10 protein-coding genes and 1 riboswitch are annotated in these 13,478 nt (G+C 73.0%); of the genes, 7 read left to right on the plus strand and 3 right to left on the minus strand.

Going from position 1 to position 13,478, the window contains the following annotated elements; genetic code table 11:
• Positions 1-2 precede the first annotated feature (2 nt).
• Complete coding sequence (locus tag ACGWYJ_RS10900; RefSeq protein ID WP_395105780.1) at positions 3-1,355, minus strand: PLP-dependent aminotransferase family protein; 1,353 nt, start codon at positions 1,353-1,355, stop codon at positions 3-5.
• 104 nt (positions 1,356-1,459) lie between these two features.
• On the opposite strand from ACGWYJ_RS10900, the gene ACGWYJ_RS10905 reads away from it, so the two are divergent.
• The 5 genes from ACGWYJ_RS10905 (at position 1,460) to ACGWYJ_RS10925 (ending at position 5,511) form a co-directional block, all read left to right on the plus strand.
• Positions 1,460-2,113, plus strand: coding sequence for a LysE family translocator (locus ACGWYJ_RS10905; protein ID WP_395105700.1), 654 nt, complete (start codon positions 1,460-1,462; stop codon positions 2,111-2,113).
• 319 nt (positions 2,114-2,432) lie between these two features.
• Complete coding sequence (locus ACGWYJ_RS10910; RefSeq protein ID WP_395105702.1) at positions 2,433-2,966, plus strand: FHA domain-containing protein; 534 nt, start codon at positions 2,433-2,435, stop codon at positions 2,964-2,966.
• 275 nt (positions 2,967-3,241) lie between these two features.
• Entirely contained in the window at positions 3,242-3,991 is a 750-nt protein-coding gene (locus tag ACGWYJ_RS10915) for a MerR family transcriptional regulator (protein ID WP_395105782.1), read from the plus strand.
• Between the two features lie 154 nt (positions 3,992-4,145).
• Positions 4,146-4,616 carry a bifunctional nuclease family protein gene (locus ACGWYJ_RS10920; protein ID WP_285693692.1) on the plus strand — a complete coding sequence of 157 codons (471 nt, stop codon included), beginning with the start codon at positions 4,146-4,148 and terminating at the stop codon, positions 4,614-4,616.
• A 289-nt stretch (positions 4,617-4,905) separates the two neighbouring features.
• Positions 4,906-5,511: a MerR family transcriptional regulator gene (locus tag ACGWYJ_RS10925; protein WP_285693693.1), complete on the plus strand. Its 606-nt coding sequence runs from the start codon at positions 4,906-4,908 to the stop codon at positions 5,509-5,511.
• A gap of 107 nt (positions 5,512-5,618) precedes the next feature.
• Here ACGWYJ_RS10925 and ACGWYJ_RS10930 read toward each other — a convergent pair whose 3' ends face one another.
• Positions 5,619-8,135 (minus strand): flippase-like domain-containing protein, encoded by a 2,517-nt coding sequence (locus ACGWYJ_RS10930; protein WP_395105705.1) that lies wholly within the window; start codon positions 8,133-8,135, stop codon positions 5,619-5,621.
• Between the two features lie 346 nt (positions 8,136-8,481).
• Positions 8,482-8,576: riboswitch (glycine riboswitch) on the plus strand.
• 239 nt (positions 8,577-8,815) lie between these two features.
• Here ACGWYJ_RS10930 and gcvP point away from each other — a divergent pair.
• Entirely contained in the window at positions 8,816-11,719 is a 2,904-nt protein-coding gene (gene gcvP / locus ACGWYJ_RS10935) for an aminomethyl-transferring glycine dehydrogenase (RefSeq protein ID WP_395105784.1), read from the plus strand.
• Between the two features lie 163 nt (positions 11,720-11,882).
• On the plus strand, positions 11,883-13,004 hold the full coding sequence (locus tag ACGWYJ_RS10940) for a tol-pal system YbgF family protein (protein WP_395105706.1): 1,122 nt from the start codon (positions 11,883-11,885) through the stop codon (positions 13,002-13,004).
• Positions 13,005-13,007: 3 nt separating this feature from the next.
• Here the strand turns inward: ACGWYJ_RS10940 and ACGWYJ_RS10945 are convergent, their stop codons facing one another.
• Entirely contained in the window at positions 13,008-13,433 is a 426-nt protein-coding gene (locus tag ACGWYJ_RS10945; protein WP_395105708.1) for a PPOX class F420-dependent oxidoreductase, read from the minus strand.
• Positions 13,434-13,478: the final 45 nt, after the last annotated feature.

Consider the following 13,478-nt stretch of genomic DNA (forward strand, 5'->3'; position numbering starts at 1 on the left):
GGTCAGCCGTCCCAGGTGTCCTCCGGTGAGGAGCGGGCGAGGCGGGCGAGCGTGTCCAGCGCGTCGGCGAGCACGCCGGGCGGGGGTGAGGCCAGGCCGATGCGCACCGCGCCGGGCGTCCGGCCGTCGCCCCGCGGGCCCGGTCCGACCATGAACGCGGCGCCCGGCGTGACCGCGATGCCGTGCCGGGCCGCGGCCGCGACGAACGTCTCGGCGCGCCACGGAGCCGGCAGCTCCCACCAGCAGTAATACGAGCACGGCGCGGCGCGGACGGCGTCCCGCGGCAGCCGCGCGGCGGCGATCCGCCGCCTGGCCAGCGCGTCCTCACGCTTGGCCTGGGCGACCGCCTCGGCGCTGCCGTCGGTGAGCCAGCCGGTGGCCGCCTCCAGGGCGTACCCGGTGGGCGTCCATGCTCCCGAGCGCAGCGCCGTGGCGACCCGGTCGGCCAGGTGCGGGGGCGGGACGGCGAAGCCGATGGTCAGTCCGGGCGACAGGCGCTTGGAGAGGCCGTCGATGAAGATCGTCCGGTCGGGGGCGGTGGCGGCGAGGGGCGGTGGCGCGTCCGCGTGCAGGAACGCCCAGGTCGCGTCCTCGATCGCGGTCAGGCCGAGGTCGTCCAGGACGGCGGCGAGCGCGGCACGGCGCCCCTGCGGCATCGTCGTCCCGTACGGGTTGTGCAGGGTCGGCTGGACGTACACCGCCTGGAACGGGGCACGGCGGTGGGCCTCGGCGAGCGCTTCGGGCCGGAGCCCGTCCCGGTCGGTGGCCACGGGCACGAGCGTGACCCCCAGGCGCGCCGCGATCGCCTTCACGACCGGATAGGTGACCTCCTCCACGGCGAGCCGGCCTCCGGTGGGCACGAGGGCGGACACCGCCCCAGCGATGGCCTGGCGGGCGTTTCCGGAGAACAGGACGCGTTCGGGATCGACACGTCCCGGCAGGAAACCTGCCGCAGCGGCGCGGGCGACGGGAGTGCCCGAGGGACCGATGGGACGCAGCGCCGCGTCCAGGACGTCCGGCCGCAGCAACCGGGCCAACCCGGCGGCGAGTCGCTCCGCCTGGCCGTCCACCACCGGATAGTTGAACTCCAGATCCACCCTGGCCGTGGACGGCTCGACCAGGGCGGGGCCTGAGGCGGCCCCGGGGGCGGCGGCGCGGACGAACGTCCCCCGCCCCACCTCGCCGACCACGAGACCACGCTTGGCCAGCTCCCCGTAGACCCTGGTCGCGGTCGAGTTGGCGATGCCGTGGCGGCGCGCGAACGCTCGTTGCGGAGGCAGCCGCTGCCCGGGACGCAGGCGTCCCGCCGCGATGTCGGCCGCGACCGCGTCGGCCACCCGCCGGAAGTCGTCCATTGCCCTCACGACCTCCAAATTGCACCGAGAACAATCCCTAGTATTGCACCGAGCCACCACGATGCCTAACGTGGTACGCGACAACATCGACCACGGGGGGTCCATTGGTCTCCACGACCGCGCTGGCCGGGATCGCCCTCGTCGGGCTGGGGCTCGTCCTCACCCCGGGACCCAACATGATCTACCTGGTGTCCCGGTCGGTGACCCAGGGCCGCATGGCGGGCCTGATCTCCCTCGGCGGGGTGGCGGCCGGCTTCCTGGTGTACGTGACCGCCGCGGCCGCCGGGCTGACCGCGATCTTCGCGCTGGTCCCCGCGGTCTACACCGTGATCAAGCTGGCCGGTGCCGGCTACCTGCTCTGGCTGGCCTGGCAGGCGCTGCGCCCCGGAGGCAACGCGGGGTTCGCGCCCCGCGACCTGCCCGCCGACCCGCCGCGCCGGCTGTTCACGATGGGGTTGGTCACCAACCTGCTCAACCCCAAGATCGCCGTGTTGTACGTCTCACTGCTGCCCCAGTTCACCGACCCCGACCGCGGCAGCGTCGCCGTGCAGAGCCTGCTGCTCGGCCTCACCCAGATCAGCGTCGCGATCACGGTCAACGGCCTCATCGTCCTCGGCGCGGGCTCGATCGCGGCGTTCCTGGCCCGGCGGCCGGTCTGGCAGCGCGTCCAGCGCTACCTGATGGGATCGGTCCTGGCGGGGATGGCGCTGCATCTCGGGCTCGACCGTTCGCGCGCCACGGCCACGACGGGTCCGTGATCCGAGTAGGCTGCTTCCTTTACGGGGTTACGCGCGGCGCCGCCGGGCGGGGATGGGACCCGCGTGCGCGCGGCGTCGTAGACCTGCGATCATTGACGGCGGTAGCTTGGGGGCAGCCGGGCGCGTCGTTTCAGTTGACCCCTCGGGCCCGACCCGCGTAAGTTGCGGCAACCGTCGTGTAGGCAGGCGGCGGGTCGGACCGTGGTCGGGGGACGGTCCCCGGCGTGGGTTGGTTACAGGATGCGCGTGGCGCAGGACGGGCTCCGCGGCAGCGGGGAACGTCCGGTGGCACGCCGATGGTAGGAGGCCGAGCCGATCGATGCCGAGCGTCTACTGCACGCAGTGCGGTCACGCCAACCCGGATGATGCCCGCTTCTGCTCCAACTGCGGCACCCCGCTGACGCGGGGCGCCCCCGCGCCCACGCCCTACCGGGAGTCGCCCGGCGAGTCCACCTCGACCATCTCCATCGGCGGCCTGGAGGCCCTGGACGTCGACCAGGGCGAGGAGGTCGGCGCCGACCAGGTCGCCGTCGAGGCGCTGCCCCCCGGCACCGCCCTGCTGGTGGTCAAGCGCGGCCCCAACGCCGGCAGCCGCTTCCTGCTCGACCGCGACCGGATCTCGGTCGGCCGGCACCCCGAAAGCCACATCTTCCTCGACGACGTCACCGTCTCCCGCCACCACGCGGAGTTCGCCCGCGAAGGCGGCGGTTTCTCCGTCCGCGACGTGGGCAGCCTCAACGGCACCTACGTCAACCGCCAGCGCATCGACCAGGCCGGCCTGTCCGGCGGCGACGAGGTGCAGATCGGCAAGTTCCGCCTGGTCTTCCTGACCAACCCGCAGCACCATCACTAGCCGCCGCACAAGCCCACCAAGCGCGCCACACCAACGGCGCGCAACACAAGCGCAGGCCACGGGGACGCAACGAGGGGAGGCATCATGACCGAGCGCAGCGAGGGCGTGATGCCTCCTGCTTTTGCCGGGGGGTCTGGGGGGTGGTCCCTCCAGATGGGGCAGGGCATCTTGACCGAGCGCAGCGAGGGCGTGATGCCTCCTGCTTGTGCCGGGGGGCCGCCCCCTCGGACAGGCCGGGGGATTGCAGCCCGTACCCTCGCATGGGCGGGGCGGTCATGAACGCGCGGGCGGCAGCGGCCCTGATGACCATCGGGGATGTCCTGGCACTGCTCAAGCCCGACTTCCCGGACATCACCATCTCCAAGATCCGGTTCCTGGAGTCCGAGGGCCTGATCGAGCCGCAGCGCAGCCCGTCCGGCTACCGCAAGTTCAGCGACGCCGACGTGGACCGGCTCCGCTACATCCTCACCTGCCAGCGCGACCACTACCTGCCGCTGCGGGTCATCCGGCAGCATCTGCAGGCCCTCGACCGAGGCGAGCCCGTCCCTCCGCCCGGCTCACGGCCCGCGTCCCAGAACGGGAACGGGAACGGGACCCGGCGCCCGCGCACGCTGGTCGCGGCCGACACCACCGCCGAAGAGCCCGCCCCGGTCCGGCTCACCCGCCGCCAGCTGCTGGACGGCGCGGGGATCGACGCCGAATTGCTGGGTAGTCTGGAGGAGTACGGCCTGGTGCGCCGCACGGGCGGGAACAACGGCCACTACGAGGGTGAGGCCCTCACCGTGGCGCGAACCGCCGCCGCGTTGGGCGAGTTCGGTTTCGAGGTCCGTCACCTGCGCGCGCTGAAGGCCGCCGCCGACCGCCAGGTCGGGCTGATCGACCAGGTCGTGGCGCCGCAGTTGCGCCGCCGTAGCCCTGGCGCGCACGAGGAGGCCGCGCGGACCGCGAGGGAGATCGCCGCGCTGGCCGTGCGGCTCCACGCCGCCCTGGTCTCCGCCGGGCTGCGGGAAAGCCTCGACCCCTGATGTCGGGGTCTGGGAGGTATTTCCAGGACCGTCGCCTCGACGTGTGGTCCGACCCTGGGTGTACGTTGGCTACAGGGTTCGGTCAGGGCCGCAAGGGTTGGATCAAAGGTCCGGGCACGGTGATCGAGACAGCGAGGACCAGCAGGGAGCCGCAGTGAAGCAGATGGAGGTCGTCGGCGTCCGGGTCGAGATGCCCTCCAATCAGCCGATCGTCCTGTTGAAGGAGACGGAGGGTGACCGTTACCTCCCGATCTGGATCGGGGCGGTCGAGGCGACCGCGATCGCCTTCGCCCAGCAGGGGGTGCTGCCGGCCCGCCCGCTCACCCACGACCTGTTCAGGGACGTGCTGGAGGCGCTGAGCGTCCAACTGCGCACCGTCAACATCACGGCGCTGCGCGAGGGCATCTTCTACGCAGACCTGATCTTCTCCAACGGCGTGGAGGTGAGCGCCCGCCCGTCCGACTCGATCGCGCTGGCGCTGCGCACCGGCGCCACGATCTTCGCGAGCGAGGACGTGCTGGAGGAGGCCGGGGTTGCGATCCCGGACGAGCAGGAGGACGAGGTCGAGAAGTTCCGGGAGTTCCTGGACACGATCTCCCCGGAGGACTTCGGCCGCGCCGGCTGACGCCACCTCTACCCCCCGGCGCCCGAATCGGGTCGGCCGAATCGGTCAATCCGGTACTCTAGGTCGAGAACGGCGAGAGTTGCGCCGCGTGATCGGGGGTACGGGTCCAAGTGGCGGGCAGGCGCGCAGTTTGCCCACGTGAAGCCGGTTCATCCGGGCATGCGACGCGCCGACCGTGAACGTTGACCCGACCCTGACCGGCACCTACCGTGCTGGTGGAACACCCGTGGACTCGTTCGTCAAACCCCCTTGACGAGGCACCGCGGGCTGATAGAAGCCGGAGGTCCGCGTGGCGGTGAGCAGCGGCGAGGGCAAGGCGACCCCCGATAGGCACGTGGCGTCTCGGCGCGCCGGAGAGCAGGGACTGCTCTTCGACACCGAGGTGTCGGCGCCGCCCGAGGACGTGGGCTACCGCGGCCCGACGGCCTGCGCCGCCGCGGGGATCACCTACCGGCAGCTGGACTACTGGGCCCGTACCAAGCTGGTGGAGCCCAGCGTGCGCTCCGCCCAGGGCTCGGGCAGCCAGCGCCTCTACAGCTTCCGCGACATCCTGGTGCTGAAGGTCGTGAAGCGGCTGCTCGACACCGGGGTTTCGCTCCAGCAGATCCGTACCGCGGTGACGCACCTGCGCGACCGGGGCGTCCGCGACCTCGCCCAGATCACCCTCATGAGCGACGGCGTGAGCGTCTACGAGTGCACCTCGCCCGACGAGGTGGTCGACCTCCTCCAAGGCGGCCAGGGCGTCTTCGGCATAGCCTTGGGCCGTGTCTGGCAGGAGGTGGAGGGCAGCCTCGCCGAGCTCCCCGCCGAACGCGCGGCGAGCGACCTGGACGCACCCGGCGACCACCCCCACGACGAACTGGCCCACCGCCGCCGAGCCAGGAAAACCGGATAGACCCCCAACCCCCGATCAAACGTCCCCCCAGAGAGCCGCCGGGGGCCGGTGGCCCCGCTCCGGGGGGTGTGGGGGGTCGCCCCCCACATATGTCACAGCCCCCACAGTTAAACAGCTTCTTTGCGTTGCAAGTACGCGAAGGCCGCCCAGCCTGGTAGCACCGGGAGCCAGAAGGTGAGCAGGCGGTAGAGCAGCACCGCCGAAGTCGCGGCCTCCGCCGTCAAACCGGAGATCGTCAGTGCCACCGTGAGGGCGGTTTCGACGGCGCCGAGGCCGCCCGGGGTGGGGGCGGCCGAGCCGAGGGCGTTGGCGGTGAGGAAGACCACCACGATCGAGGTCCAGGGCAGGGAGCCGCCGAAGGCCCGGATCGAGGCGTCGAGGCACAGGACGAAGCCGGCGGTGAGCAGCAGGGTGCCGCCCACTCCGGTGATGATCTTCTTGGGGGACTGGAGGACGTCGATGAGGCGGGGCACGACGCCGGAGAACATGCTTTTGAGGCGTCCGGCGACGACCCGGCGCACCTTGGGGATGGTGAGGGCGATGGAGGCGAGCACGGCGGCGGCCAGCAGGACGATCACGATGGTGCGGGACGGGGCGAGGTCGCGGGTGGCGTTGGCGGCGGACCCGGTGATGAACCCGAAGATCACCAGGAGCAGGACGTGCATGGCGAGGCCCATGAGCTGGGACGCGCCGACGCTGGCGACGGCGGGGCCCGGCCGTACCCCTGAGCGTTGCAGGTAGCGGGTGTTGAGGGCGACACCGCCGACGGCGGCGGGCGCGACCAGCCGGACGAACGAGGCGGCGAGCTGGACGAGGACGGTGCGGCCCAGCGGCAGCCGTTCGGGGACGAATCCCATCAGCATGAACGCGGCGGCGAGGTAGGTCAGGGCGGCGGCGCCGAGTGCCAGGCCGGCCCACCACCATTCGGCTCCGGCGACGAGCCGGACCGGGTCGACGCTGCTCAGCTGGGGGACGACGATGTAGGCGGCGGCGGTCAGCGCGACGATGCTGACGATCGTGCGGAGCCTGAACCGTTCGAGCCGGACGGGCGGTGCCTCGTCGCTTTCCGGTTTGAGCTGGACGATCTGCTCGCGGATGCGGGTGAGCAGTTCCCGGTCGTGGCGCAGGGCGGTGCGGGTGCGGCGGGACAGCGCGGCCCTTTGCAGCAGCGGCACCGCCGCCGCCAGGGCCTGTTCGCCGAGCACGCCGACGGCGGTGCGGACCGCGCGTTCGGGCCCGACGCGCAGCGCCAGTGTGGTGAGCAGTTGCGCCAGGTCGAGCCGCAGCGCCAGGTCACCGGCGGCGATCTCGCCGGTGCCCAGGTCGGTCAGGTAGGCGCGGCCCTCGTCGGACACCAGGATGGCGCCGCCTTCGAGCCGGCGGTGTGCGAGCCGGGCCGACTGGAGCCGCCGCAGCTGTTCCCAGATGTCGGTCAGCAGCGCGTCGGTGAGGTCTTCGTCGGGGATCTCGTCGAGCCGGGGGCCGGGCACGTACTCGTAGGCCATCAGCGCGGCCTCGGTGCCGACCTCGCAGGTTCCGACGAGGCGGGGTGTGCGGGCGCCGGCCGCGTCGATGGCGTACGCCATCAGCGACTCCTGCTCCAGCGAGCGGCGCAGCGACCGGACGGGGCGCCGTTGCGCGGGCTCGCGGAGCCGGACGGCCCGCCACAGCCGGTACAGGAGCCCGGCGGTCTGGAGGTCGCGGTCCAGGACGCCGACCTCCAGCTGCCATTCGCCGCGCGGCAGCGCCGTCCCCGAGGTGCCGGTGGGCACGGCCTCGGGCGCGTGCGCGATCCGGACACGGTAGCGGCGGGTCTCGTCGTCCTCTCCGGGGAGGCGGCGGGCTTGGGCCGTGCGCAGCCCCAGCCGTTCCAGCGCGGTCACCACGGCCCGGCCGGACGGCCTGGGGTTGGGGGTGCCGACCGCGTAGAGCGTGCCGTGGCCGATGGCGTGGCCGAGGAAGAACGTGGCGGCCAGCGCGGCGACCGAGGCGTAGCCGGCGGTCAGCCCGGTGAGCGCCGCCAGCCCGATCATCGTCCAGGTGACGGCCATCCACCGTTTGCGGCCCGCCATCCCCACCGCGCTGATGAAGGCGATCACCGGCGCGATGTCGGTGTGCACCGGGGCGGTGTCGGTGCCGCCCCAGATCAGCGAGTCCAGCACCCCGCCGGGCGCCGAGGAGATCACCATGTCGTCCAGCAGGACCGTGAGGGTGAAGGTGATCACGGCGGCCAGCAGCGCGATCGCGACCCGCGTCCCTTCCTTGCGGAACAGCCGTTCCACCGCGAACGCCACGGGAACCGCCAGCACCCCGAAGCTGGAGACCAGGGTGGCGAGGGTGAGCAGGGGCCTGGGGGCGTGCGCGGTGCCCTGGGTGATGTCGGTCTGCAGCCCGTGCGTGGCCTGCGGGGCGAACGAGACCAGCAGCATGACGGCCAGCAGCCCCGCCACCGATGCGGCGAACCGGATGGCGTCGGAGGGTCGGCGGATCCGGTCGGGGCTGGGCGGCTCGTCGACGGGCACGGCGCCGGGGGCGGCCTGGACCGGTCGCACCGTGTCCTGGCCGTGGTCGTGCTCGTCTTCGTGGGCCCGCGTCAACGCCCCACCGCCGTCCGCACCCGTCACTGTGATCAGCGTCCCAGACCCGGCGGCGCGCCGTCGAGCGCGGCGCCCGCCCGCGCGTTCAAGGTGACGTCCAAGGTGATGTGTACCCTTCTGGCCCGCGTGCCCGGGGCGGCGCGGGGACTCTTCGCCCGCCGGTCCCCGTCCGCGGCGGCCTGTGCTCCCCCGTCCCTGGCGTCCCCTCGGCCCCGTGAGATGTGGGTATCGTACTGGGCCGTACGCGGAGGGGCTCAACGCCTGGGAGCCGGCGAACGGTTCCGCTCGGGAACGTCCGGCGTGCGAGGTGCCTCGCCCCGTGGTGATCGGGCCGGCGGCGGGGTTGGATAGAGTGCTGCGAAGGAACAGCCGTCGACCCTGTGCGGGAGAGATCCCACGCCGCCGGCGTGGGGCGCCGAAGGGGCAACCTCCCCGGAACCTCTCAGGCAAAAGGACCGCTCGGGCGAGGCACCTCTGGAAAGCAGGCACCGTTCCCCGATTTCGGGGTACGGGGTCTCACCGAAGGGGAAATCCCGCACCGCCGGGAGGGCGCACCTCGCGGACGGGACGGGCGAATCTCTCAGGTGCCGATGACAGAGGGGGAGACCGGCCGCCGGCCTCGTGGTGCCGTCCGGGATTCGTCCCCGGGAGGCCCCGCGGTGACGGCGGTGGCCCTGAGCGACCTCAGCAGCCAGGAGGCTCCCCAGATGACCGCCCAGTACTTCGCCCCTGTGGCGTCGCCGCAGCATCCACGATCGGCGTTCGCCGACCGGCACATCGGGCCCGCGCCGGACGAGACCGCCCGGATGCTGGCGGCCATCGGCTATTCCGGCGCCGAGGCCCTGATCGACGACGCGGTGCCCGCCGCGATCCGCACCGCGCGCCCGCTGAACCTGCCGCCCGCGCTGAGCGAGAGCGCCGCGCTGGACCGGCTGCGCGAGCTGGCGTCCCGCAACACCGTGCTGACCTCGATGATCGGCCTGGGCTACCACGGCACGATCACCCCGGGCGTGATCCTGCGCAACGTGCTGGAGAACCCCGGCTGGTACACCGCGTACACCCCGTACCAGCCGGAGATCTCGCAGGGCAGGCTGGAGGCGCTGCTGAACTTCCAGACCGTGGTGAGCGACCTGACGGGCCTGCCGATCGCCAACGCCTCCATGCTGGACGAGGGCACCGCCGCGGCCGAGGCGATGGCCCTGGCGCACCGGGTGTCCAGGCGGGCGTCCAAGAACGCCGCGGAGGGGGCGTTCCTGGTGGACGCCGACGCGCTGCCGCAGACCATCGAGGTCGTGCGGACCCGCGCCGTCCCGCTGGGCATCGAGGTGGTGACCGCCGACCTGAGCGGGGGACTGCCCGACGGCGACTTCTTCGGCGTGCTCGTGCAGTACCCGGGCGCGTCCGGCGCCGTGCGCGACCTGGAGCCGGTCAGCGCGCAGGCGCACGAGCGCGGGGCCCAGGTCGTCGTCGCCGCGGACCTGCTGGCGCTCACGCTGCTGCGGCCGCCGGGGGAGTGGGGCGCCGACATCGTGGTGGGCTCGGCGCAGCGGTTCGGCGTCCCGTACGGGTTCGGCGGCCCCCACGCCGGTTACATGGCGGTGCGGGAGGGCATCCAGCGCCAGCTGCCGGGCAGGCTGGTCGGCGTGTCGGTGGACGCGGACGGCGCCCCGGCGTACCGGCTGGCGCTTCAGACCCGTGAGCAGCACATCCGCAGGGAGAAGGCCACCAGCAACATCTGCACGGCGCAGGTGCTGCTGGCGGTGATGGCGGCCATGTACGCGGTCTACCACGGCCCGGAGGGCCTGGCCGCGATCGCGCAGCGCGTCCACCGGCACGCCCAGGCCCTGGCCGCCGGGCTGCGGCGGGCGCCGGACGTCGAGATCGTCCACGACCGCTTCTTCGACACGGTCCTGGCACGGGTGCCGGGCCGTGCCGCCGGGATAATCCAGCGTGCCCGCGACCTGGGCATCAACCTGCGTCCCGTGGACGCCGACCATGTCGCGATCGCCTGCGACGAGACGACCACCGCGGACCACCTCACCGCCGTAGGGAGCGCGTTCGGCCTGGACGGGCCGGTGCCCGCCGAGGCCGAGGGGGACGGGTTCGGCGCGCTGCGGCGCGAGAGCCCCTACCTCACCCACCCGGTGTTCCACGCGCACCGCTCCGAGACCGCCATGCTGCGCTACCTGCGCAGACTCCAGGACAAGGACATCGCGCTCGACCGGTCGATGATCCCGCTCGGCTCCTGCACGATGAAGCTGAACGCGACCGCCGAGATGGAGCCGATCACCTGGCCGGAGTTCGCGAACCTTCACCCGTTCGCGCCGCTCGACCAGGCCCGCGGCTACCTGGAGCTGATCGGCGAGCTGGAGGACCGGCTGGCGGAGATCACCGGGTACGCGAAGGTGTCGGTGCAGCCGAACGCCGGGTCGCAGGGCGAGCTGGCCGGGCTGCTGGCCATCCGCGGCTACCACGCCTCCCGCGGCGAGGAGCACCGGACCGTGTGCCTGATCCCGTCCTCGGCCCACGGCACCAACGCCGCCAGCGCCGTGATGGCCGGGATGAGGGTGGTGGTCGTCGCGTGCGACGACGGCGGCAACATCGACCTGGACGACCTGCACGCCAAGATCGCCGAGCATGGCGCGAGGCTGGCCGCGATCATGGTGACCTATCCGTCCACCCACGGCGTGTTCGAGGAGACGATCACCCAGGTGTGCGAGGCCGTGCACGAGGCGGGCGGCCAGGTCTACGTGGACGGCGCGAACCTCAACGCGCTGGTCGGGCTGGCCCGTCCCGGCGAGTTCGGGTCGGACGTCTCGCACCTCAACCTGCACAAGACCTTCTGCATCCCGCACGGCGGCGGCGGTCCCGGCGTCGGGCCGATCGGCGTCCGCGAGCACCTGGCGCCGTTCCTGCCCACCCACCCGCTCCGTCCCGAGGCGGGCCCGGGGGAGACCGCCGGGAACGGCGTGGGACCCGTCTCCGCGGCGCCGTGGGGTTCGGCGGGCATCCTGCCGATCTCCTGGGCGTACATCGCGATGATGGGCCCGGACGGGCTGCGCGCCGCCACCGAGGGCGCGATCATCGCGGCGAACTACGTGGCGACCCGGCTCGCCCCGCACTACCCGATCCTCTACACCGGCCGGAACGGCCTGGTCGCGCACGAGTGCATCGCCGATCTCCGCAAGATCACCAAGGAGACCGGGATCACGGCGGAGGACGTGGCCAAGCGTCTGATCGACTACGGCTTCCACGCGCCGACCCTGTCGTTCCCGGTGGCCGGCACCCTGATGATCGAGCCGACCGAGAGCGAGGACCTGGCCGAGCTCGACCGGTTCTGCGACGCGATGATCGAGATCCGCCGTGAGATCCAGCGGGTCGCCGACGGCGGCTACGACCGCGACGACAACCCGCTGAAGAACGCCCCGCACACCGCGGAGTGCCTGGTCACCGAGGAGTGGAAGCACCCCTACAGCCGCGAGGAGGCCGCCTACCCCCTGCCGTCGCTCCGCGACGGCAAGTACTGGCCTCCGGTGCGCCGGATCGACCAGGCCCACGGCGACCGCAACCTCGTCTGCTCCTGCCCGCCGCCGGAGGTCTTCGAGGACTGAGGGGCGGACTGAGGGCTCAGCCGTCCCGCCCGGCGCCCTGACCAGCCAACCATCGCGATTACGAGCGAAGCCGGATTCGAGCCTGCGAGAATCTGATCGCGCGACGGGCCGCGGGGAAGGGCGCCCGGCGCCCAGGGCATCGCCAGAGAGCTAGAGGCGGAGTATGAGCGAGACCTCGGACGGCGCCGGCCCCGACCGGCTCTGTGAGGAGGCGCGGCGGCTGGCCGAGGCCGGTGAGCACGAGCGGGCCGCCGGCCTGTTCCAGGAGGTGCTCGCCCTCGGCGACACCCCGTACCGGGCGCAGGCGGCGCTGGGGCTCGCGGTCGTCCGGGACGACTCGGGCGATGTCGAGGGCGCCAGGGAGGCGGACCGGATGGCCATCGCCACCGGTGACCCCGAGTACGGGCCGCGGGCCGCGTATCACCTGGCGCTCACCCACGAGCGCGCGGGCGAGCACGACCAGGCCGCGCCCGCCTGGCGGCGGGTGGTCGAGTTCGGCAACCCGGCCTACCTGCCGCCCGCGCTGCTGGCGCTGGCCCGGCTCGCCGACGACGCGGGCGACTTCGCGGCGGCCCGCGACCACTGGGAGGAGGCGGTCGCCACCGGGGACGCCGAGTACGGGCCGGTCGCGGCGCACGATCTCGCGCAGCGGCTGCTGGAACGCGGCGAACCGGCGCCGGCGCTGCGGGTCCTCACGGCCGGGATCAAGCTGATCGACCGGGAGACGGCCCCGTACGCCTATGCCAGGCTGGCCGTCGCGCTCGGCATCGCCTACCTCGACCAGGCGATCGGCGCGTTCGGGGCGGCCCTGGGCGATCCCGACGCGGCGGCGGACCCGGAAGTGGGTCCGCTGGCCGTCGAGCTGCTGGCGCGGACCCTGCCCTTGCGGGGACGCGGCGGCGAGGCCGGGGAGGTGTGGCGCCGCGGTCTGGCCGACCCCGGGGTCGCGGCGCAGGTCAGGGCGCGGTTGCGGCGGGACTTCGCCGAGGACGGCGATCCGGCGGATCTGTGGTGGGAGCCGGTGGTCGAGCGGGCGGTGTCCGAGGGGACCCTGCCCGCCCTGGCCGGGGAGGCTTTCGGCGCCCTGGACCACATGTACGCGCTGCTGGCCGTCCGGTACGCGCGGCAGGGCGATGCGGACGGGGAGGCCGATCAGGCCATCGAGGAGGCGGTCCGGGTTCCCGGCGGTTATGCCTGGGGGCCGCTGCTGCACGAGAGTTTCGCCGAACGGTTCCGCCTGGCGACCGGCGCGCCGCCACCGGCCCGCCCCGGCGCGGAGACCTGAGGGTCAGGCCGCCAGGTCGCGCTCGGCGATCACCTTGGTGATCCGCATCCTGACCAGCAGCTCGCCTTCGACGGCGTTGCGGCGGCCGAACTCCTCGGCCCTGTCGGCGCCCATGTAGCGGCCGCCGATGGCGGTGGCCCAGCGCAGCATCTCGTCCAGATCCTCGGAGACGGTGGCCTCGCCGCGCAGGTGGACGTAGGAGTAGGGCGGCGTCTGGTCGTCCACGGCGATCGACATCCGCGGGTCGCGCAGCAGCGCGCGGCCCTTCACGGTGTCGCGCCCGGTGGTGAACACCAGGTCGTCGCCGTCCAGGACGAACCAGATCGGCGTCACGTGCGGGTGACCGTCGGCGGTGGTGACGGCGGCCTTCCCGGTGCGGGTTCCCTCGGTGACGAACGCGCGCCACTCGCTCTCGATCATCTTCGGCATGCCTCCAGTCTGCCGTCGTGACGTGACAGGGCGCGCGCCGCCGCG

Origin of the sequence: Actinomadura sp. SCN-SB (assembly GCF_043906805.1) — a bacterium.
Lineage (GTDB): Bacteria > Actinomycetota > Actinomycetes > Streptosporangiales > Streptosporangiaceae > Spirillospora.

What these genes read in the sequence shown, in the direction of transcription:
- ACGWYJ_RS10915 (WP_395105782.1), top strand. Translation starts at nt 3,242, where the DNA reads ATGAACGCGCGGGCGGCAGCGGCCCTGATGACCATCGGGGATGTCCTG.
- ACGWYJ_RS10945 (WP_395105708.1), bottom strand. Translation starts at nt 13,433, where the DNA reads ATGCCGAAGATGATCGAGAGCGAGTGGCGCGCGTTCGTCACCGAGGGA.
- ACGWYJ_RS10910 (WP_395105702.1), top strand. Translation starts at nt 2,433, where the DNA reads ATGCCGAGCGTCTACTGCACGCAGTGCGGTCACGCCAACCCGGATGAT.
- gcvP (WP_395105784.1), top strand. Translation starts at nt 8,816, where the DNA reads ATGACCGCCCAGTACTTCGCCCCTGTGGCGTCGCCGCAGCATCCACGA.
- ACGWYJ_RS10900 (WP_395105780.1), bottom strand. Translation starts at nt 1,355, where the DNA reads ATGGACGACTTCCGGCGGGTGGCCGACGCGGTCGCGGCCGACATCGCG.
- ACGWYJ_RS10940 (WP_395105706.1), top strand. Translation starts at nt 11,883, where the DNA reads ATGAGCGAGACCTCGGACGGCGCCGGCCCCGACCGGCTCTGTGAGGAG.